This is a genomic window from Pseudoalteromonas sp. SG43-4 (assembly GCF_014164325.1).
Lineage (GTDB): Bacteria > Pseudomonadota > Gammaproteobacteria > Enterobacterales > Alteromonadaceae > Pseudoalteromonas > Pseudoalteromonas distincta.
Genome location: NZ_JACJFB010000016.1, coordinates 55,888 through 76,297, shown reverse-complemented (window position 1 = coordinate 76,297; position 20,410 = coordinate 55,888). Strand labels below are relative to the sequence as shown.

Sequence of the window (20,410 nt, the reverse complement as noted above, 5' to 3'; positions counted from 1 at the left end):
AACTAATGCTTACATCAATCCCTGACTTACTAAAAATTATCACACCTAACCAACGCCGTATTGACGCAGCGCAAGCAAAACTCGAGCTTGAACAAAATAAAGGTTTACTTATTGATGTGCGAGAACCTGCAGAGCACGCGACAAAATCGGCTGCCGGCGCTATAAATATTCCGCGTGGGTTACTCGAGATGAAACTGATGGAAATAGAAAAAGACGCAGCTCGCCCTATTTACGTGCACTGCGCAAGTGGTGCGCGCGCAACGTTGGGAGCAGAAGCGTTAACGCGTGTGGGTTATGAAAACGTAACCGTTATTACCTGTGACGCAAACCAAATATGTAGTGTGTTTTAAACATCAACTGAATACTTATAATGATGCGCCTAGTAAAGGTAGGCGTTTAACTTTGTGATAAGTCAGTGCTAATTTAATACACTCTTTAACTGGGTATTCTGGTAATGGCTTTTCACTATTTAATACAATTGCCCGGTTACCTTCGAAAGTGAGAGTGTGGGAATACAACTCTCTAAATGTGCTTACTAGCTTTGATTGGCAATGAAAAAACAAATAACACGAGGAGCCCTTAAAGCCTACGCGAATGGGGCTGCCATTTATTGTGTTATAACTTGGCTCTCCCCACTTTAAAGACTCTTCAACAGCTCCTAAGTTTTGCTCTTGTGCTACGGTATAAATTAACTCTCGTAATTTTATAAGCTTACTTTTTGCTATCTCAGGATAATTATTAAATATATTTTCTATTTCCGTATTCATAAAAATATCCTTATAAGCTTTACAATTTTAAAACAGGCTACTTTTGCTGCCTTTCATCAAGTAAAACAAGTAGCATCTGCTCAATATTTTTAACACTATAAGTAAGTGATCTCAGTAGCTCTTTCTCACTTTGCTCTGTTGCCTGCTGCGACGCTTTACCTTGGTTTGCCAATACATCTTTTTGCTCAAGTATGGCTTCTCTAAACTCACTGGCATTTTCAACACCAAGTAATGACACCAATGCACCATGACCCGACTGCCCTGCAGTTTCAAAGCTTAACCGATATAAGCCAAAAAAGCGCATAAGCGGCCCTTGGTTCAGCCCAACATCGGTTATTTTTTCAAGCGGTATAGATTTTTCTTCTTTAAATAAAATGCCGCGTTTAACAACCAGCTTTTGCGTGAGTAATTGCGCCGACATAGCGGCCAAAATTTTACCTGCCACCAGCCATACAACAAATAACACCAAAGGTATAAGTGGAATGGTCACTAGTGCAACGGCACTAAAAAAGCATGCCATGGTCATCCAGTATTGCTTCACTTTGGGATCAAAGCTGGCACTTTTTAAAATAGAGTTGCTCATTGGTTTATCCTTAATCTACTTAAACACGGCGCTTTACTGCTAGTAAAATACACTGCTTGTTTAAGTTACGTGATCAATTACTTCAATGCAATTTAACGAGGTTGTTAAGCAATGATAACGCTTAGTTAATACGCCCATTATTTTAATTTATAGGGTTGTTTAACCTAATTGTGTGCTTTATATTCTGGCAACAGCTTTATAGACGTCTAAACATCCAAAGTGAAATTATCTCATACAAAGGGAACATAATGACAACTCATACTCTAACTTTACTCGATGGCGGCATGAGCAGAGAGCTCACTCGTATTGGTGCGCCATTTCAGCAACCTGAGTGGTCAGCATTGGCAGTAATAGAAGCCCCTGACAAAGTAACGCAGGCTCATAGTAACTTTATACAAAGTGGTGCCACTGTTATTACCACAAATAGCTATGCATTAGTGCCTTTTCATATTGGCGAAGAACGCTTTAATCAATCTGCTAAATCACTGGCTGAAACCGCCGGACTAGCGGCTAAAAAAGCGGTCGAGCAACACAATAAAGGCACAAAAATAGCGGCAAGTTTACCTCCTATGTTTGGCTCATATCGCCCAGATTTATACCAAGCAGAGCAACTAACACGCATTGCTACGCCTTTAATAGAAGGCCTATCACCTTATGCCGACCTGTGGTTAATAGAAACCCAAAGCCTCATTCAAGAAGCGCTCGATATTAAAGCACTAATCAGTAAAGTAAGTGATAGTCAAAAACCTGTGTGGGTTGCCTTTACCCTTGACGATGAAAACCCCAACGAGCAAACCACGTTACGCTCGGGCGAGTCGGTGCAAGATGCGGTCACTGCAATGCTAAAAGAAAATGTAAAAGGCATTTTATTTAATTGCTGCCAGCCCGAGGTAATAGAGCAAGCTTTAGTTTTAACCCAAAAGGAATTAAAAACACAAAGAGCAGAGCATGTTCAAGTGGGTGCTTACGCAAATGCATTTGCGCCACAAACTAAAGAAGCCACAGCTAACGAAGGGTTAGATGAGGTTCGCAAAGACTTAACCCCGCTCTCTTACTTGCAATGGGCTAAGCAATGGCAACAACAAGGTGCCAGCATAATTGGTGGCTGCTGCGGTATAGGCCCTGAACACATTGCAACATTAAATCAGCACTTTGCCTCTTTATAACGCTAATTATTAGCTTACATGTAAGTAGTAAAATGAAAGAAAATAAAATTGGATTAGTCGCACTTACCGCGCTGGTATTTAGTGCAATGGTAGGGGCTGGGATATTTAGTCTGCCACAAAATATGGCCGAAGTGGCTGGTGTAAATGCTGTTTTAGTAGGTTGGCTTATCACCGGTGTGGGTATTTTATTGCTTGCAGGGTGTTTTTTACAATTATCACGCGCTAAGCCAGAGCTCGACGGCGGCATTTATATTTATGCTAGAGAAGGCTTTGGCGAACTAGCAGGCTTTTTATCTGCATGGGGCTATTGGCTTTGCGCCACCATTGGGGTGGTGGGTTATTTAGTCGTGGCTTTTGCTGCTTTAGGCGCATTTGTAGATACGCCAACATTCACCCTATTTGGCCAGGGTAATACCCTTATGGCGTTTATTTGCGAATCTATTATTTTATGGGCTGTGCATTTAATTATTGTTAAAGGCATTAAACAGGCCTCTTTCATTAACCTGCTTGGCACTATCGCTAAAGTGATCCCGCTGTTGCTATTTATCGGCTTTGCTTATGCTTATTTTGACCCTAACGTATTTAAGGCAAATCAAAGCCATGTGAGTGTGCAAACAGACTTTATTGATCAAGTAAAAAATACCATGCTTATTACTTTATGGGTATTTACTGGTATTGAAGGGGCTGCTGTGCTCTCTGCTCGTGCCAAAAACCGTAAAGATATTGGCCTAGCCACGGTGATAGGCGTTGTTGCAGCGCTTATTTTATATATTGCTATTACCATGCTGTCATTTGGGATAATGAACCAAAGCACTATTGCTCAACTTAGTAACCCTTCAATGGCGGGCATTATGGCCATGATGAGTGGCACTACAGGCAAAGTTATTATAAGTGCGGGGCTTATTGTGTCGGTACTGGCTTCTTACTTAAGTTGGATTATTTACGCCGCCGAAGTGCCTAACAGCGCGGCTAAATACGGCGCATTTCCTAACGTTTTTAAAAAGCAAAATCATAACGGAACCTCTATAGCGTCATTAACTTTAACCAGCCTTACAGTGCAACTTTGCTTAGTGCTTATTTTATTTACTGGCGAGAGTTATAACACCTTAGTGCTTGTATCAACGTCTATGATATTGGTGCCGTACTTTTTAGTTGCCGCCTATATGGTAAAAGTCGCCTTTGCACAAAAGCTCTCGGTACCCATTAAGCTAATGGGGTTAGGCGCAAGTGTGTATGGTTTATGGCTTGTTTATGCTGCGGGGCTAAACACATTAGCGCTTTCACTTATTTTATATATTCCAGGCACGTTATTATTTATGTATAGCCGTAAACAATTTAAATTAAATCAACACGCTTAAAGTATCCATACTCAGGTTTTATCTTTATTAAAAGCCTGAGTATTAACCCACTTACATTCAGATAAACTTTCATACACTCTCTTACAAACGCCAATCAAAAATATAGCTACACTAAAGCCTAATAGCGTTGCGGCACACTTTACTTATCGCAAACAATTTTCACTTTTTACTTAACACCAAGGCTCCTATGAACACTTATATACAAAACTCACTACGGTTATTAGTTGGCACACTTGCACTTGGCAGCATTACTGCTCAAGCTGAGTCGCAGTTTTCTTTAGGGGGCGGTGTCATTTCTACCAGCTCACCTTATGCAGGTACCGACAGTGAAACGCTATTTTTACCTATCATTACTTACGAAGGCGAAAGGCTTAGTTTTAAAGGTTTTTCGCTTGATTATAAATTAGTGGAGCAGCAAGGTTTTAACTGGTCATTAGTTTTAGAGCCAGGAGATAACTTTGATACCTCAGATTCAGACCTTGCAGCCATAAAAGCCTTAGACGATAGAAAGCTATCACTCTACGCTGGCACGCAGGTTAGTTACACTGCAAGCTTTGGTAAAATAAGCGCCAGTGCTACCCATGATGTAATAGGCCACGGCGATGGCGCTAAATTTAAAACCAATTACAGTTACCCTATTAAGTTATCTAAACAACTAATGCTCGTTCCTTCTGTAGGTGTTGAGCTAAATAGCAGTGATGTATCTAACTATTATTATGGTGTAGCACTGGGCGAATCTACCACCTATGCGCCTTACGAACTTGGTTCTACGGTTAACTACAATGCGGGTTTATTTTTAATGTATTACATTAATAAAAACTGGAACGTAAATGCCATGGTTAACTATAAGCAGCTCGATTCTGATATTGAAGACTCACCCATTATTGATACCGATAACACCACGACTGTTATGATGTCGGTTAACTATCGTTTTTAATCCCCCCTTTTGTTAGGTATTAATTAGGCATTAAAAAAGCCGAGCATACAGGGCTATGCTCGGCTTAGGTCTGGGAAAATATAACCGCTACTGTTTGTTGATAAGTATGCTCACATTCTCTCTATCTGGGCCTATTACCTTGAAGGAGTAAGTACCTTGTTCGGTAATATTTAGTGCTATATTGGCACCTACGGCTTCAAGTAGTGTTAGTTCATCAATTGCCACTACCGGCGTATCGCCTGCTCCACCGTAATCAACGGTACTCCAATCTTCAGACGCTACTTTAAATTCGTAGTCACCTGCTTCTAAATCTATTGATGTAGAGTAAATTGCATCACCCTCGTACATAAGCGGGTTATCAGTACTCCAGTCATTTAAGCTGCCGCGAATAAATACCGTTGTTTGTGCAAACATTTCAGCGTTGAGCACTTTTAGCGATACGTTATTTAAATCACTGGCGTCAAATATAAACTGGTATTCACCTTCTTCTGCAATGTCGATGGTCATATTCGCGCCCGCAACCGACAACTGCTCAGCGGTGCCAACCATTACACTGGCATCACCCTCAGCCGATCCATAATCAACCGTGCTCCAATCTTCTGACGCTACTTTAAATTCATAACTTGCAGCACTCAGTGTTTTAGTAAAGGTGTAAATGCCTTTACCTTTATAACTTAGCTCATCGGTTACTCCCCAGTCATTAAGCGTACCGCGCACATAAATAGCAGTGCCTATAAATGGCTCTTCGTTGTATAAAGTAAGCGTTGGATTTTCAGGGTTTGAAGCATCAAGTGAAAATACATAGGTTGCATCAATAGCAGCGCTGAATGTCATGTTTGCACCTGAGCGCGTTAATGCCTCACTTTGGTTTTCAACTACATCTTTATCAGCGTCAGTAAGCGCGCCAAAATCAACTGTAGACCAATCTTCAGAGGCAATTTTAAATTCGTAATCGCCAGCGCTCAGTGCAATTGCTATACGGTATTCACCCTCGCCAATATATTCAAATGCATCGCGTGTGCCCCAGTCGTTTAAAGTCCCGCGCACAAACACAGCGGTGCTGCCATAAGGTACTACATCAGGTGCACCCACTGTCGCATTTGCACTTAAACCAGCACCTTGGCTCTCACCTTGGTTTTTAGTAAATACAGCTAATGTGTAAGGCGGTACAGTAAATGTGCCTTCGTTATCGCCAGCAGCAAAATTAGCATCGGTCATGCTTGCATCAACACTGTTTTTTAATACATCGTGTAATTCAAAAACCGCTGCCGTGGCAATAGTATGGCTAAGGGTTTGCTCGGTTGCGTTAATCATCACTACAAGCGCGTCAAATGCTGGGTCTAAGTCTGTGAGTCCTTCGCCATCATCAATGCTCATTACAATTAGGCCATGTTGCTGCGCTTTACCTACGTTATGAAAACCCACTCGCTCAATGACATCTTGCTCTGTGGTTAATCTAAATAGTGGGCTGCTGCTACGTATTTGTAAAAACTCGTTAAATACATCACCTGCATAAGCTATGTCTTGCGGCATTGCCTGTGCATCTGGATTAGCAGAGATAGGCATAATTTCAGACCATTTTTCTTGGTTCTTCTCTGCGTTTGGTAAACCAATGTTCCAGTTATTATTCTCTTTGGTTAAATCAACAGCATTAAACCAATCACCGGCATTATAGCTATCACGATCCATTGACTTAGAACGCAGTAAATCAGCGCCCAATTGCATAAATGGAATGCCTTGGCTCATAAGTGGAATAGACAATGCCATGTTGTGCGCGCGCACACGTTGCTCAATACTCATGCTTGAGGCATGTTTGTATTGCAACTGATCCCACAGTGTTTCGTTATCATGCTTAGACACGTAGTTAATGCTATCTGCTGGGTCTAATGCATACGCTGTTGGTTGCGTATTCCAAGTAAAGCTATTTCCTTTTGCTGAATTACCTTTGAAGTCTTTTAAAATGTAGTTTTGTAAGTTGCCCGCCAGCGATAACCGTAACGTATCTTGTTCGGCTAGGTTGCCATCTGTCGAGTTATTGCTAAACATTGCACCACCACGCACGGCTTCACGAATACGGTCGTTAAATGTACCCACCTCTGAGCCTGCCATATCAGCCTGTTTAGCTTGTGTGAATAAACGATTGTTAGCTACTTCACCAAAATCCCAGCCTTCACCGTAAAAATAGTTATCTGGGTCAACTGCTTGCACGGCTTCACGCGCAGCTAATATTGATGATTTTGGCATATGCCCCATTACATCAAATCTAAAACTATCGTAGCCAAATTCACGCGCTAAAATAACCAATGAATCAGTAACAAACTTATCCATCATTACATGCTCTGTAGCTGTATTTTCACAACATGTTGAGCGCTCTATTTCACCACTTACTTCGTTATAACGGTGGTAATAACCCGGTACTAGCTTATCAAATACCGACTTGTCCCAAATACCCGACGATGTTGTATGGTTATAAACCACATCAAGCACTACGCGCAGACCAATAGATTGCAGTGATTGCACCATAGCGCGGGTTTCTTTAACGCGGGCAATGCCCTCTGGGCTTGAGGCGTACGAGCCTTCAGGCGCTATAAAGTAATGCGGATCGTAACCCCAGTTAAAGCTATCTAAGCTGCGCATAGCATTAGCAAGTGCTTGTGCGTCATCTGAGCCTGGTAAATAACCGCACATTAAATCAATAATGGTGCTGTTTTTATCTTGGGTTTTACACGCATCGGCTTCATCATTAATTTGCTCACATAAATCACCTAGCGTATCGCTAATATCTACACGCTTACTGACGTCTTCATCTATGGTGCCAATATCAGTAATAGGTAATAAATGAAAATGCGTTAAGCCATTTTGAGCCAAAGTTTGTAAGTGCTGCATAGGAGCACTATTTAGCTCAGTAAATGCAAGGTACTTACCACGGTTAGCCTCTGTTACGCTGTTATCGCGCGCACTAAAGTCACGTACATGGCCCTCGTAAATAATCGCATCTTCTGGGTTTTCTACAGTAGGAATAAGGCGTGTATCCCACCCTTCGGGTTTAGTGTCTTCATCGGCTAAATTAATCAACTGGCTGTATAAACCATTGGTAGATACATTTAGTGAGTAAGGGTCTGTACTCCAAAGCGACTCTATTTGCTGAGTCAGTGGGTGGTAAACATCAAAATTAAAGCGGTAGTAGTGGCGGTCGTATTGCATATCTAAACTTGCTTGCCAAATACCTGTCTGTGTATTTAATGTCATTGGCGTAGAGTGCACTTGTGTTTTTGCATCATCAAACACGTTTAGCATCATGTTATTAGCGGTGGGTGCCCACACAGTTACATCAATCGCGTTATTGCCATAATTTACACCCAGCACAGCTTCATTAGCATCGTCTTCGCCTTGCGTATAAAGGGCATCGAGTGCTTTAGCGGTTTGTACATAGCTTGCTTCTAGCAGCTTACCTTCACTATCGTAACCGGCAATAACAAGCTGCGATTTTATAAGCGCTTTAGCCGTGTTTGTATCCCAACTTCCTTCGTAAGCGTTCCAATTGGTTAAATGCGGTACTTTTGACGCTTGCTCATCAGTGATATTGCTTGATTGCAGCGTAACAGTATCGCCGTTTAAACCAGTATCAATATCCACTTCAAGCTGAGCCGTAGCTGATGAATGCAACTTAATTAGGCTTGTAAGCTCGTTACTTGGTTTATACAAAATAGTATTTAAATCAATCCAATGCGCTGAAGCACCTGTTATAGCAACTGCGCGTTCGCCCAAACTTAAAATAGGATATTCAAACACCGAAGGCTCACCATGAATGGTAAAGTTCATACGTTGAAAGGTTTCATCGTCTTGCATCAGCGGCATGGTTAAATCCACATCACCAAACGCCTTACCTGATCCTTCTGTACCAATATGAATAATAAAATTGGCACATTCGTTATAACCCTCTTTAAGGTTAATTATCCAGTACGCACCGTAGTTTGGATCAATACCATCGTATTCATGGCCGTTAGCCCAATCACTGGTATCAAATGGTGGTGCATAAGCATCACACACATCGTTATTCCACGAATGTAATCGGTAGCCTTCGTAGTTATCATCGGCTAAGCGGTTATAAAATAAAACCGCCTCTCCCTCCCCTGCAAATACAACAGGGTCTGGCAGGGTTGGGTCGGCGCCAACCACGCAACTTTCGTTATTTTCATCAGGTACTGTAGGTGCAGGGCACGATATAGGTTCGGGATCGACACATTGTGACCCCGCTTCATTAGGGACTTGTGGCACATTACAGGTAAGTAATGGTTCACCAGATTCAACATCACCTGTTCCACCACACGCTGCTAATAGCATTAACGCTAACGTTATTAGCAAATATTTAGACATAGTTATAATTTTCATTTTTAAACGCTCCGTTTGCTAATTAATGACTGTATGTAAAACCAAGGTAGAACTGACGACCAAAGTACTGAGTCGTCCCTGTTCGTTGCTCTGAGCCAAAGTAACTTTGGGTTGGTTCATCGGTTAAGTTATTAACTTGCAAAAGCATTGTTAGCGAGTCGCTAAAGCGATAAGAGGTTTGAAAGTCGACTACGGTTTCAGCATCAAAATTAACCACTTGCTCGTTAATGGCAACCTGCTCTGATACAAACTCATCGCGGTAGCGCACATTAAAGCGGGTTTCAAAATCATCCATTGAGTAAAAAACCGTGGCATTAAACACGTTATTAGATAGCCCAGGTAAAGATTGCGCTAATGTGCCGCCCCCTAAACTGGTGATCGATTCAATTTCACTCTCGGTGTATGAGTAACTTGCGTTAGCGCCTAAGCCATTAAATGGCTCAGGTAAAAAGCTAAACACTTGCGTATAAGCAAGCTCTAGCCCTTTGATATAGCCACCTTCACCGTTATTAACTGCCGTGGTGTAAATACCGTTTGTTGTCGCAACTTGCTCGCCACTAACTGGGTCTTCTATAGAGTCAGGTACGTTAAAGCCATTGCCTTTAAAGTCGAAGTTTTCGATTGATAAGGTTTCAACAAACGAGTCTATATTTTTATAAAATAACGCTGCTGCGATAGTGCCGTTACCTTCTTCAAAATAATATTCGTAAGATAAGTCGTACTGGTCGGCATAAAAGGGTTTTAAAAATGGGTTATTAGCACTTGAACCATTAATAACACCATCGTCACTTACGTTTGCACTGGCATCGCCCGCTAAGCGGTTAATTGGCGCACGCGACATTACTTTAGCCGCTGCAAAGCGCACAAGTGAATTGTCGTTAAGTTGCAGGTTTAAATTTAATGATGGTAAGTAGTCGGTGTATTTAGTGCCTAATACATTAGGTGCGTATAAATCATTTACAATGCCGTTCTCATCAACAATATTTTGCGCACCTAAGCGCGCATCGCCTACTACGTTTTCTAGTACCGTTGCTGATTGGTCGGTTTCAACGCGGCGCACACCCACATTACCCGATAGGTCGAGCCCCCCTATTTGCGTGTTAATGTTTACCATAACGTACGCAGCTAGCACATCTTCAAACACCGAGCCGCTTTGTAGCAATGTCCACGAATAGTTAGTTGTGTAACCTTGCGCGTCGTCTACGCCATCGGCGTTGCCCCATGTTTGAACAGGCTCGGGCGTGCCATCTGGAAACCACGCATTGAGCGCTTTGTCTAAATCAATGGCTAAATACGACGGGAAATAACTAAACTCGCCCTGCCAGTCAACCACAGAGGCCATATCGTCGGTTAAACTCAAAGGCGGTTGCGTTGCTGAAAACGCCCCGTCGTTACCGTACTCAAATACCGAACGCTTTCGGCTGTATTCTCTATCTGAGTAGCGCGCACCAAACTCTACTGAGCTAAATATGTCGCTTTCTAGCTCGTATTTAAAGTCGAGTCTAAATGCCGTTACTTCATCTTCTGTTTGATCTGGGTAAATACCATATTTGCTGACCATTACACGGTCTATATCGCTAAAGGCGGCCGCCTGATTAAACCCAACGTCAGGTAAATTTAAGCCGTTTAATTGATAGTTAATTGCTACGTTGTTATCAAATACTGGCGTTTCTGCATTGGCATCTTCTGCTACTAAGCTCCACAGTAAGCCATTTCTAAAATTACTTTTTGCGCGAGAAAGCGACACATCGGCATTTACGCTTAATCTATCGGTTACCTGCCAATCGGCATTAACGCCAAAACTATCTACTTCGTCAAAGTCTTGGTTGTCGTCGTTAACTATTTCAACGCGGGTATAGCTTTGCGAAGTACGATTAACCGCTGCGCCTATTACGGCATTACCGTCGAGCTGAGCGTTTGCATATGCAGCTGTTGGCCCGCCTAATTTAACCCTCAGGCCACGGGCAAACGACTCTTTATCAAAGCGCGATAAAAACGCATCACCTTTTAATTTAAAGTTATCTGCCGGTGCCCACTCTATGGCTGCTAAATAGCCATTACGGGTTTCTTCGCCACCTAAATGCTGTAGCTCAAAGCCTTCGCTAATGTATTCGTTTTCTGGGTTAGCTAAAGGGCCATTGGTGTCGTTAGCTGCGCCATCTACATCTTTTGTGTCGTTGTAAGCAAGGCCAATAAACTGCGTTGCTACACTTGGCTGAAACAAGCGCGCATAGCCCAGCGCCACGCCCAATGTGTCGTCTAGGTATTTGCCTTGATACGAAAAACTAATTCGGTCGCCAAATTCAGTGGCATCCGATACCTCTGAGGCGCGGTCGTTATACATACCGCGCACATTAGCTACAAATTTATGTGTTTGGTCGTTATTGAGTGGGCTGGCGGTTTCAAGCTCTACCGTACCGGCCACGCCACCTTCAATAAGCGATGCCTTTGGCGATTTGTATACCGCCGCAGAGCTAATTAATTCTGACGGATATTGGTCAAACTCAATACTGCGGCTGCCACTTGTAGATACTTGCTCGCGGCCATTAAGTGTTGAAAATACAAACCCGCCCGACAGCCCGCGTATATTAATTTGCGCCGCTTGGCCGCCCGTTCTTACTGCTGAAATGCCTGGTAATCGTGTAAGCGCATCGGCCATTGAAATATCAGGCAATGCCCCTAAATCATCGGCAGAAATTTGTTCTGACACCGTATCGCTAAAACGCTTTTGATTTAAAGATTGGATTAAACTGCGACTAAAGCCTCGCACTTCAATAATTTCTAAATCTTCAGCTTGTGTGCTGGGTGATTGATTTGTTGAGCCTTCGTTTGCAGCCAATGCACTATTTGCGGCAAATAAAGCCAGCATAAGTGCACTTAGTTTAAACTTGTCCATGTGTGTGAACCTTTGAGTTATTGTTGTCAGGTGTTGCTGTGTTGTTCAAAACACAACCAACAAATTGTAACTAAAAGGTAAAATTAATGTGATGAATACGTATGCAGGGCATGAGAGTTAGGCTGCAGGTGTATGCGCGTACATACACCTACATTTGGAACGCTATTTAAAGGCTAAGCACCACTTTTATCGCAAGAGCGATAAATACGACTCCCAGTATTTTATCAAGCCACGGGTTTTGCTTGGTAAATCCAAAGCGGTTTTTTGAAACCTCAGTCAGTAACGCCACCAGCAAGTACCAACCGGTATCAATTACAAACACGGTTAAACACATAATTATGCCCACACTTAAAGTAAGTAGCTGAGGGTCAATAAACTGTGAGAACAAGGCTAAAAAGAAAATAGCGAGCTTGGGGTTCAAAAAAGCAATGGCAAAACCATCTTGTAATGCTTTAGCTGCACTTACCTCACTTTTTTGTACTTCAAGTTCGTTATTGCTGGGTTTTGCTAGCAATATTTTTATACCTAAATACGCCAAATAGGCCGCACCTAAGTAAACGAGTATTTGATAAACAGTTGGAAACTGCATCATTAAAGCGCCTAACCCTAATAACGATGCACCAGCATACAAGCCAACGCCAGTACCATGACTGAGCGCGGCAAGCATACCGTTTTTCATACTGCCGTTAAGTGAGTGCTTTAAAACCACCGCTAAACTTGGTCCTGGCGACATTGCGCCCATCATACAAATAGCCGCTAGGCTTAACCATACTGAAAGTGTCATCTAAAGCTCGTCAGTTTCAATAAACAAAGTATAACCATGCACTTGGCCATAAAAGCCTGTCAATGGCACTGCGTTTATTACTTTCCAGCCAACTTGGTTTAATTCCTGTATGCGGTCATTCAGTGCGACTATATCTACCCCACCCAAAAAACGGGTCTTTCTAAATTCGATTACTTTTTGCATTTTAATCCTTGTGTATCTTATAAGGTGTATTCAAAATCGTAGTAGTGAATCCCTTGCTCAATACGTATTTTCATACTGCCCGTTAACCCTTCTAGCTCATGAGTGCCTGAATCGGGAATTACATTTAAAATTAGGCTGTCTTGGCCTTTATCCATAGTGCCAAAATGCTGCAGTACAAAACTGCCTTTCTTGCCGTCAAGCTCGCCTATTACTTGCTCTATGGCAACATAACCGGCACTGCCTTGTGTGGGTGTCATGGCGCTTAGCATTTCGCCTTGGCTGGTGGCATTTAAGCTACCTTTAAATGTTTTATCTATCGACATACGCCCTAAATTAACGCCGTTTTGGCCGCTTGCGTAGCCTTCAATTGGGGCTAGATTTACATTAAATTCTCCACTTACGGTTGCTGTAGTCATAACGTTTCCTTATTGGCTAATATTTAATAGTATTGATTTTTATTATCTTAGTGCCATATCTATACCTTAACCTTTAAAAAGAATCCACTATGTCAAAAACAAGCCCTAAGCCCGAAAAAGCCGCTTTTAGTAGTTTATTACCTATTTTTGCTTTTATTAAACCGTATAAATGGATGGTAGTAGCGGCGCTTGCTGCCCTGTTAGTAACAGCAGGTGTTAACTTATCCTTAGGGCAAGGGGTTAAGTTTGTCATAGATCATGGCTTTATAGCTGGCTCTAAAGATCAGCTACAACAAGCTGTATTGGTGCTTATTGGTTTAATTAGTTTATTGGCTGTAGGCACCTTTAGCCGCTTTTATTTAATGTCGTGGATTGGCGAGCGAGTCAGTAACGATATTCGCAAAGCCGTGTTTAATCGCATTGTTACTTTGCATCCAAGCTACTTTGAAGAAAACCGCAGTGGCGAGCTTATGTCGCGTTTAACAACCGACACAACATTACTGCAATCAATTATTGGTTCATCATTTTCTATGGCGCTTCGCAGTGTACTTATGCTGGTTGGTGGACTTGCTATGCTGTTGTTTACTAATTTAAAACTTACTTTAGTGGTTGTTGCTTGTGTGCCGTTGGTACTTGTTCCTATGATGGTATTTGGTAAAAAGGTGCGCAAACTTGCAAGCTCCAGCCAAGATGCCATAGCCGATATAAGCACCTATGCCGGCGAGATCATTCAAAATATTAAAGTAGTGCAAAGCTATAGCCACGAAGAACAAGAGCAGCACGCTTTTGCACTTGAAACCGAAAAAGCCTTTAATGTGGCTAAAAGCCGCATTAAACAACGCTCGTTTTTAATTGCAGCGGTAATATTTTTAACTTTTAGTGCTATTAGCGCAATGCTGTGGGTCGGCGGCAGCGACGTATTAGCAGGTACCATGACTGGCGGTGAGCTAGGAGCCTTTGTGTTTTACGCTATTATGGTAGCAATGTCGGTGGCAACCGTTGCTGAAGTATATGGCGAACTACAACGCGCAGCAGGCGCAGCTGCAAGATTACTTGAGTTACTTGCTGTTAAAAGTGAGATAGAAAACCCACTAAATCCACAAGATAGTAACTTACTAAAAAATAGTAACAGCCCTGCTATTACGCTTGAGAATATAAGCTTTAACTACCCTTCTCGCCCAGACGTAAGCGCACTTAATAAAATAAGTTTAAATATACTTCAAGGCCAAACTGTGGCTATTGTTGGCCCTTCTGGCGCAGGTAAAACAACCTTATTTGAATTACTACAGCGCTTTTACGATCCGGCTAGCGGAGCCATTAAATTTAAAGATATAAACATTAAAGAATTATCGCTTAATACCCTCAGAGGTAAAATGGGTATGGTCGCGCAAAACCCTATCTTGTTTAGCTCCGATGTAATGCATAACATTCGCTACGGCAACCCAAAAGCAAGTGACGAGCAAGTATATGCCGCTGCCAAACATGCTCATGCAGATGAATTTATTAAACAATTACCGCAAGGTTATAACAGTTTTTTAGGTGAGCAAGGTGTGCGGTTATCGGGTGGGCAAAAGCAACGTATTGTGCTTGCGCGTGCCATACTAAAAGACCCTGAAATACTCCTTCTTGATGAAGCCACCAGCGCACTCGATGCTCAAAGTGAGCACCATGTACAAGCAGCGCTTGAGCATTTAATGCAAAACCGCACCACGCTTATTATTGCCCATAGGCTGGCAACGGTTAAACATGCCGATGTGATTGTGGTAATGGAAAATGGAGAGATTATAGCAACGGGTACCCACCAAGAATTAGTAGCAAGTAACCCGTTGTATCAAAAACTGTGTGAATTACAGTTTAATAAAGACTAATTATTCTTCAGTGTTTGGTACTATTTGAATTTCTACACGGCGGTTTTGAGCACGGCCATTTGCACTATCGTTAGTCGCAATTGGACGTGTTTCGCCATAACCCATAGTACTTACACGCTCAGCCATAATCTGCTGGTTCACTAAGTAGTTTTTAACGCTTTGAGCACGTTCACGCGATAGGTTCATGTTGTAGCTGTCTTTACCTGTGCTATCTGTGTGGCCTTCAATACTTAGGTACGTTTTTTCGTATTTGTTCATCACTTTAGCAATAGCATCTAAGGTATCATTAAAGCCAGACGAAATATAAGATTGGTCGGTCGCAAACGTAATATTAGATGGCATAACTAAACGCAAGTTATCTCCTTCACGTACAACTTCAACACCAGAGCCTGCAAGTTCATCACGAAATGCTTCTTCTTGCTTATCCATGTAGTTACCCACTGCAGCGCCAGCTAGTGCGCCGATAGCAGCGCCTATAAAAATACGCTTATCTTTATGGTTACTTGTTGCTTTACCTAATACGCCACCCGCTGCTGCGCCAATTGCCGCACCTTTGCCGGTGTTATTCATTTCACAACCAGAAAGTAATACAGCTACTACGGTTACGCTTAAAAGTGATTTAGTTAAAGTCATGGTGATACCCTATTCATTAAGAATTTAGCAAGAGTATGCAAATACATGTATGAACAAACTATGAAGAGAGTGTTAAAAGCAGCGCATCTTGCATGATTGTTAAACAGACCTCAAACTAATGTGCCGTTTTAATAAAAATGTCATACTACGCTGTGACAATTTAATGAATTTTACAAAGGATATTGGCGCAATGTTAATTGCTATTTTTAGACAATTTTTTTTACTAGGGTGCATGAGTTTTGGTGGCCCCGCTGCGCATTTAGGCTATTTTAAGCGCCACTTTGTAGACTCGTTAAATTGGCTAACTAACACGCGTTACGCACAACTTATTAGTTTAAGCCAAGCATTACCAGGGCCAGGCTCTAGCCAAGTTAGTTTTGCTATTGGTGTTGAGCGTGCAGGAGTACTGGGTGGTATAGCTGCTTTTGTAGGCTTTACCTTGCCTTCGTTTTTAATAATGGTGCTGCTTGCGGCTAGTGCCCATCAGTTTGACGCTGTTTACTTTGCAATTATTGCAGGCTTAAAGTTATTTGCCGTTGTTATAGTCGCTGATGCAACACTTAGTATGGCTAAAAGCTTTTGTACAAGTGGTGCGCTTAAGTTACTTGCGATAATGAGTACACTTGCCTTGGTGTTATTTCCAATGATGGGTACTCAAATAGCGATTTTAATCACTGCTGCAACAGTAGGTGCTATTTGGCCTTTATTAAAACTTGGCACAGTAGCAGACGATGTTAGCAGTAAAAACAGTAATATTAATTGGATTGCACTGGGGTTATTTGCACTCTTACTTGGGGTTAGCTTTATTCCACTAGGGCATGAGTTTGCTTTGTTTACCCCTTTTTACCAAGCGGGTGCAATGGTGTTTGGCGGCGGACACGTAGTACTGCCGGTACTTCAAGCTGGCGTACCAGCATTGAGTGATGATCAGTTTTTAAGTGCTTACGCGAGTGCACAGGCAGTGCCAGGGCCAATGTTTACTATTGCTACTTACTTAGGCGCACAACTTACTACTGAGCAACCTTTAGTGGGTGCCCTTATAGCTACACTGCTTATATTTATGCCTGGTTTTTTACTTATACTGGCGTTTCAGAAGAGTTGGATTAATTTGGCAAGTAAGCCACGTTTTGCAAGTTCAATAGCGGCGCTTAATGCAGCGGTAGTCGGTTTTTTAGCGGCCGCATTGTATTCACCAATTTGGACATCGGCTGTGCATAACCTTTGGCAGGTTGCGTTAGTAATAATTACATTTGCATGGCTGCGACTTAAAAAGCCACCTATTTGGTGGCTCTTAGCTTTATTTATTGCTGTGGGTCTTTTGCAGCACTATTTGCCATCACTCTAAATGTTGGCTTATCTGTTTGTTGCTCGTTAGGAGGGCTTAATTGCCCACTAACACTTTGATATGCCCTAAGCCCAAACACTGGCAATACTGCAAGTAAATGGTCCATTATTTCGGCTTGTAGATGCTCGTACGAAATCCAGCGTTTGTCTTCACTAAAGCAATAAAACTCAATCGGTAACCCGTGGTTCATTGGTTGTAGCTCTCGTACCATTAACGTAAGCGACGTATTAATTTTACTGTGCTGCTTTAAATAGCCCTCAGCATAACGACGAAACAGCCCTAAATTAGAAACTTGAGCGGGTAATGTCGTCACTCGGATATAGTCATGAAGCGGAATAGCCGCATCTATTTGCTTTCTAAATTCATCACTTACTAAACAAATACTGTGCATATCTATATTAAGTGAACGTTTAATACGTCTACCGCCCGACTCTTGCATACCACGCCAGTTTTTAAACGAACCCGCAACTAGCATATAAGTTGGAATAGTTGTAATGGTGTTATCCCAGTTACGTACCTTTACAGTGTTTAAACCCAAATCAATTACTTCACCATCGGCGCCGTAGTTTTCTACTTGAATCCAATCACCATAGGTTACTAGGCGATTTGCTGCGATTTGAATACTAGCTACAAAGCCTAAAATAGTGTCTTTAAATACTAATAACGTAACAGCAGCAATAGCACCAAAGCCAGAGAGAATATAAGTGGGTGACTTCTCAAGGAAAATACTTACAATTAAAATAGCACACACAATAAAGGTGATTAGCTTAACAACCTGAATTAAGCCCTGAATAGGGACTTCGCGTGCAAACTCCAATTGGTTATAAATAGAACCCGCAATACTTACAATACTGCTAAAAATAAAACCTACATGAATAATTAGTATGGCTTGGCCAACCGTTTTCAAAATTTCAGCGGTCAGCTCATTAACCGGATAAACACTGTCAAAGGTCGCCAAAAATAATACGCTGCAAAGCATACCTGCAATACGTCTATTAAGCTTATTAAGCATAGGCGACAACGAACCAATACGTTGAGGCGAAAGCTTAGTTACCACTTTTTGAATGCCTGGTAACATTAACCTACGAGTAAATAAGTAAACAATTAATAAAGAAAAAATCCCTATTGAAACTGCGGTAATAGAACTAAGAAAATCCGCATCGGGTACTTTTTCAAACCAAGGAGCGATTAACTCCTGTAGGTGGGTGTTGGTCATAGTGTTTCAATTTCCTTACTGATTTGTGGTTCAGGTAAATCTTGTTGAGCATAAATATCGGCAAGCTGCTGATCTTTCGCAACCCATAGCTCATTCACATAATGTTGAAAATTAGCTTTAAATACGTCATCGGTTTGATAGCTGCCCTGCATATTGTCATTAATGGGCGTTACGTCTATTGAAACATAAATAGAATCTAGCTCGCCTTTGAGTAAGTTCCGACAAACGTGATCTGTTTTACCGCTATACACTAAACTTGTATTTAGCATGGCATCAAATTGGTTGGCTAGCACTTCAAGCGCAAAAGCAATGCCACCCGCTTTGGGTTTTAATAAGTGCTTAAAAGGACTTTGCTGCAGATTATGCTTAGCTGGCGTAAAGCGTGTGCCTTCAACAAAATTAACGATGGTAGTAGGATAGTGACGAAAATTGCGACAGCTGTGCTTTGTGCGCTCTACATCCAACCCTTTCAATTTTGGGTTTTTAGCAAGCTGTGCTTTGCTTACCCGTTTCATAAACGGCATACCCATAGCCCACGCACCAGTGCCAATAAAAGGCACGTATTTTAATTCATCTTTTAAAAAAAACTTAGGGGCTGGTAATGCATGTAATGAGCTAAGCACGGTTATATCTAACCAACTCGTGTGATTACATATAAGTAAATACCAACTTTTTGAATTTAAATCGCCAGTTATATCAACCACAATATTAGGACAACCTAGCCACAAGCCAAACCGATTGCCATTACACCACCCTCGATAAGCGCTGTGCAATAAAGAGTTAACAACAGACAAAGGCAGTAATAACTTAATAAGCCCTAGTACAAATACTAGCGAGCCAAAAAGCATTACATTAGAAAACAATACGCAGCCCACAATTAAGCCGTTAAGCCAATTTGGTAACCACTTTTTTAGCATAACTGTAAGCTCATATTTTTGCCTTTTATTTGGGGTGTTTTTCGAGCGATTGTAATGTTTGCTCTTTATTTTCCCATAAACGATTTAGCTCGCTTTGAAAGCGTACTCTAAATTCAGAATCGCCGGTGTAGTCACCAATAAGCTCTTCGCTTACAGGCCTTACATCCACGTGTACGTTGATATTTTTTACCTTACCACCTGCAAAATCCATGAATGTAGGAATGCCATCAGGGTAATGAATTGTAACGTTAACCACTTTAGTAATTTGCTCGCCCATCGCTTGCATTACAAAAGCGATACCGCCCGCTTTTGGTTTTAATAAATGTGGAAACGGGCTATTTTGGCGCGCGTGCTTTTGTGTAGTAAAACGAGTGCCTTCTACAAAGTTAACCACACTTACTGGCATCTCTTTAAATTTTTCGCAGGCTTTACGCGTGGTTTCTAAGTCTTTGCCTCGCAGCTTTGGATTCTTTTTTAATTGGCTTTTACTCGTGCGAGTCATAAACGGAAAATCAAGCGCCCACCAACACAAACCTAGAATAGGCACGTAAATAAGCTCTTTTTTCAAAAAGAAGTTTAAAAATGGAATTTTACGGTTAAACACGCGCTGCAATACTAAAATATCGACCCAGCTTTGGTGATTTGCAATTACTAGGTACCAATCCTTTAGCTTAAGGTCTTCAAGGCCAGTTACATTAAGTTTAGTTTGCGTAAATAACTTTTGATTTAAGCTATTAAAGGTTACCCAAATAGTTGCAAATTGCTTTGCAGCCCAGCTCATAACCTTTTGTAGAGGCTTAATAGGTATAAGCTTTATAAGCCCACAAATAAAAATAGGCACAAACCAAAAAAGTGTGTTTATTGTGTAAAAAATAATACTAAATACACCGCGAATAACTGACATTACTTCCATTCCTTTAAACATTGCGCAGCCACTAATACTGCGCTT

Annotated in this window: 17 protein-coding genes; 6 read left to right on the top strand and 11 right to left on the bottom strand. The window is 41.7% G+C overall.

Features of this window, described 5'->3' with window-relative positions; translation table 11 throughout:
• Window positions 1–5 precede the first annotated feature (5 nt).
• The gene (locus H5160_RS15300) at window positions 6–350 is read left to right on the top strand and encodes a rhodanese-like domain-containing protein (protein ID WP_024591370.1); all 345 of its coding nucleotides are present in this window, start codon (window positions 6–8) and stop codon (window positions 348–350) included.
• A gap of 15 nt (window positions 351–365) precedes the next feature.
• On the opposite strand, the gene H5160_RS15295 is transcribed toward H5160_RS15300, so the two are convergent.
• The gene (locus tag H5160_RS15295; protein WP_024604483.1) at window positions 366–767 is read right to left on the bottom strand and encodes a DUF1801 domain-containing protein; all 402 of its coding nucleotides are present in this window, start codon (window positions 765–767) and stop codon (window positions 366–368) included.
• A 37-nt stretch (window positions 768–804) separates the two neighbouring features.
• Window positions 805–1,350, bottom strand: a complete 546-nt coding sequence (locus H5160_RS15290) for a PH domain-containing protein (RefSeq protein ID WP_182737909.1) — start codon at window positions 1,348–1,350, stop codon at window positions 805–807.
• 248 nt (window positions 1,351–1,598) lie between these two features.
• Between H5160_RS15290 and H5160_RS15285 the strand changes: the two genes are divergently transcribed.
• From H5160_RS15285 to H5160_RS15275, 3 genes are all read left to right on the top strand, one after another.
• Window positions 1,599–2,516 (top strand): homocysteine S-methyltransferase family protein, encoded by a 918-nt coding sequence (locus H5160_RS15285; RefSeq protein WP_182737908.1) that lies wholly within the window; start codon window positions 1,599–1,601, stop codon window positions 2,514–2,516.
• Window positions 2,517–2,548: 32 nt separating this feature from the next.
• Complete coding sequence (locus H5160_RS15280) at window positions 2,549–3,874, top strand: basic amino acid/polyamine antiporter (protein WP_029773146.1); 1,326 nt, start codon at window positions 2,549–2,551, stop codon at window positions 3,872–3,874.
• A 187-nt stretch (window positions 3,875–4,061) separates the two neighbouring features.
• Window positions 4,062–4,811: a MipA/OmpV family protein gene (locus H5160_RS15275; protein WP_182695853.1), complete on the top strand. Its 750-nt coding sequence runs from the start codon at window positions 4,062–4,064 to the stop codon at window positions 4,809–4,811.
• Window positions 4,812–4,898: 87 nt separating this feature from the next.
• Here H5160_RS15275 and pulA read toward each other — a convergent pair whose 3' ends face one another.
• From pulA to H5160_RS15250, 5 genes are all read right to left on the bottom strand, one after another.
• Window positions 4,899–9,203, bottom strand: coding sequence for a pullulanase-type alpha-1,6-glucosidase (gene pulA, locus H5160_RS15270; protein ID WP_182737906.1), 4,305 nt, complete (start codon window positions 9,201–9,203; stop codon window positions 4,899–4,901).
• A gap of 22 nt (window positions 9,204–9,225) precedes the next feature.
• Complete coding sequence (locus tag H5160_RS15265) at window positions 9,226–12,099, bottom strand: TonB-dependent receptor (RefSeq protein WP_182737905.1); 2,874 nt, start codon at window positions 12,097–12,099, stop codon at window positions 9,226–9,228.
• Window positions 12,100–12,265: 166 nt separating this feature from the next.
• Window positions 12,266–12,883: a LysE family translocator gene (locus H5160_RS15260; RefSeq protein ID WP_182737904.1), complete on the bottom strand. Its 618-nt coding sequence runs from the start codon at window positions 12,881–12,883 to the stop codon at window positions 12,266–12,268.
• Complete coding sequence (locus H5160_RS15255; protein ID WP_182737902.1) at window positions 12,884–13,066, bottom strand: hypothetical protein; 183 nt, start codon at window positions 13,064–13,066, stop codon at window positions 12,884–12,886.
• 17 nt (window positions 13,067–13,083) lie between these two features.
• Complete coding sequence (locus H5160_RS15250) at window positions 13,084–13,482, bottom strand: DUF3224 domain-containing protein (RefSeq protein WP_182712836.1); 399 nt, start codon at window positions 13,480–13,482, stop codon at window positions 13,084–13,086.
• An 89-nt stretch (window positions 13,483–13,571) separates the two neighbouring features.
• On the opposite strand from H5160_RS15250, the gene H5160_RS15245 reads away from it, so the two are divergent.
• The gene (locus H5160_RS15245; protein ID WP_182737900.1) at window positions 13,572–15,350 is read left to right on the top strand and encodes an ABC transporter transmembrane domain-containing protein; all 1,779 of its coding nucleotides are present in this window, start codon (window positions 13,572–13,574) and stop codon (window positions 15,348–15,350) included.
• Here the strand turns inward: H5160_RS15245 and H5160_RS15240 are convergent, their stop codons facing one another.
• Window positions 15,351–15,983, bottom strand: a complete 633-nt coding sequence (locus tag H5160_RS15240) for an OmpA family protein (RefSeq protein WP_002959537.1) — start codon at window positions 15,981–15,983, stop codon at window positions 15,351–15,353.
• A gap of 190 nt (window positions 15,984–16,173) precedes the next feature.
• On the opposite strand from H5160_RS15240, the gene chrA reads away from it, so the two are divergent.
• Window positions 16,174–17,328, top strand: coding sequence for a chromate efflux transporter (gene chrA, locus H5160_RS15235; protein ID WP_182737916.1), 1,155 nt, complete (start codon window positions 16,174–16,176; stop codon window positions 17,326–17,328).
• On the opposite strand, the gene H5160_RS15230 is transcribed toward chrA, so the two are convergent.
• The 3 genes from H5160_RS15230 to H5160_RS15220 are packed head-to-tail and all read right to left on the bottom strand — an operon-like array spanning window position 17,285 to window position 20,365.
• Window positions 17,285–18,544, bottom strand: coding sequence for a mechanosensitive ion channel family protein (locus tag H5160_RS15230; protein ID WP_039490513.1), 1,260 nt, complete (start codon window positions 18,542–18,544; stop codon window positions 17,285–17,287). The genes chrA and H5160_RS15230 overlap by 44 nt on opposite strands.
• Entirely contained in the window at window positions 18,541–19,461 is a 921-nt protein-coding gene (locus tag H5160_RS15225) for an acetyltransferase (protein WP_182737898.1), read from the bottom strand. The genes H5160_RS15230 and H5160_RS15225 overlap by 4 nt, the downstream gene beginning before the upstream one ends.
• Window positions 19,462–19,486: 25 nt before the next feature.
• Window positions 19,487–20,365, bottom strand: a complete 879-nt coding sequence (locus H5160_RS15220; RefSeq protein WP_024596785.1) for an acyltransferase — start codon at window positions 20,363–20,365, stop codon at window positions 19,487–19,489.
• Window positions 20,366–20,410 lie beyond the last annotated feature (45 nt).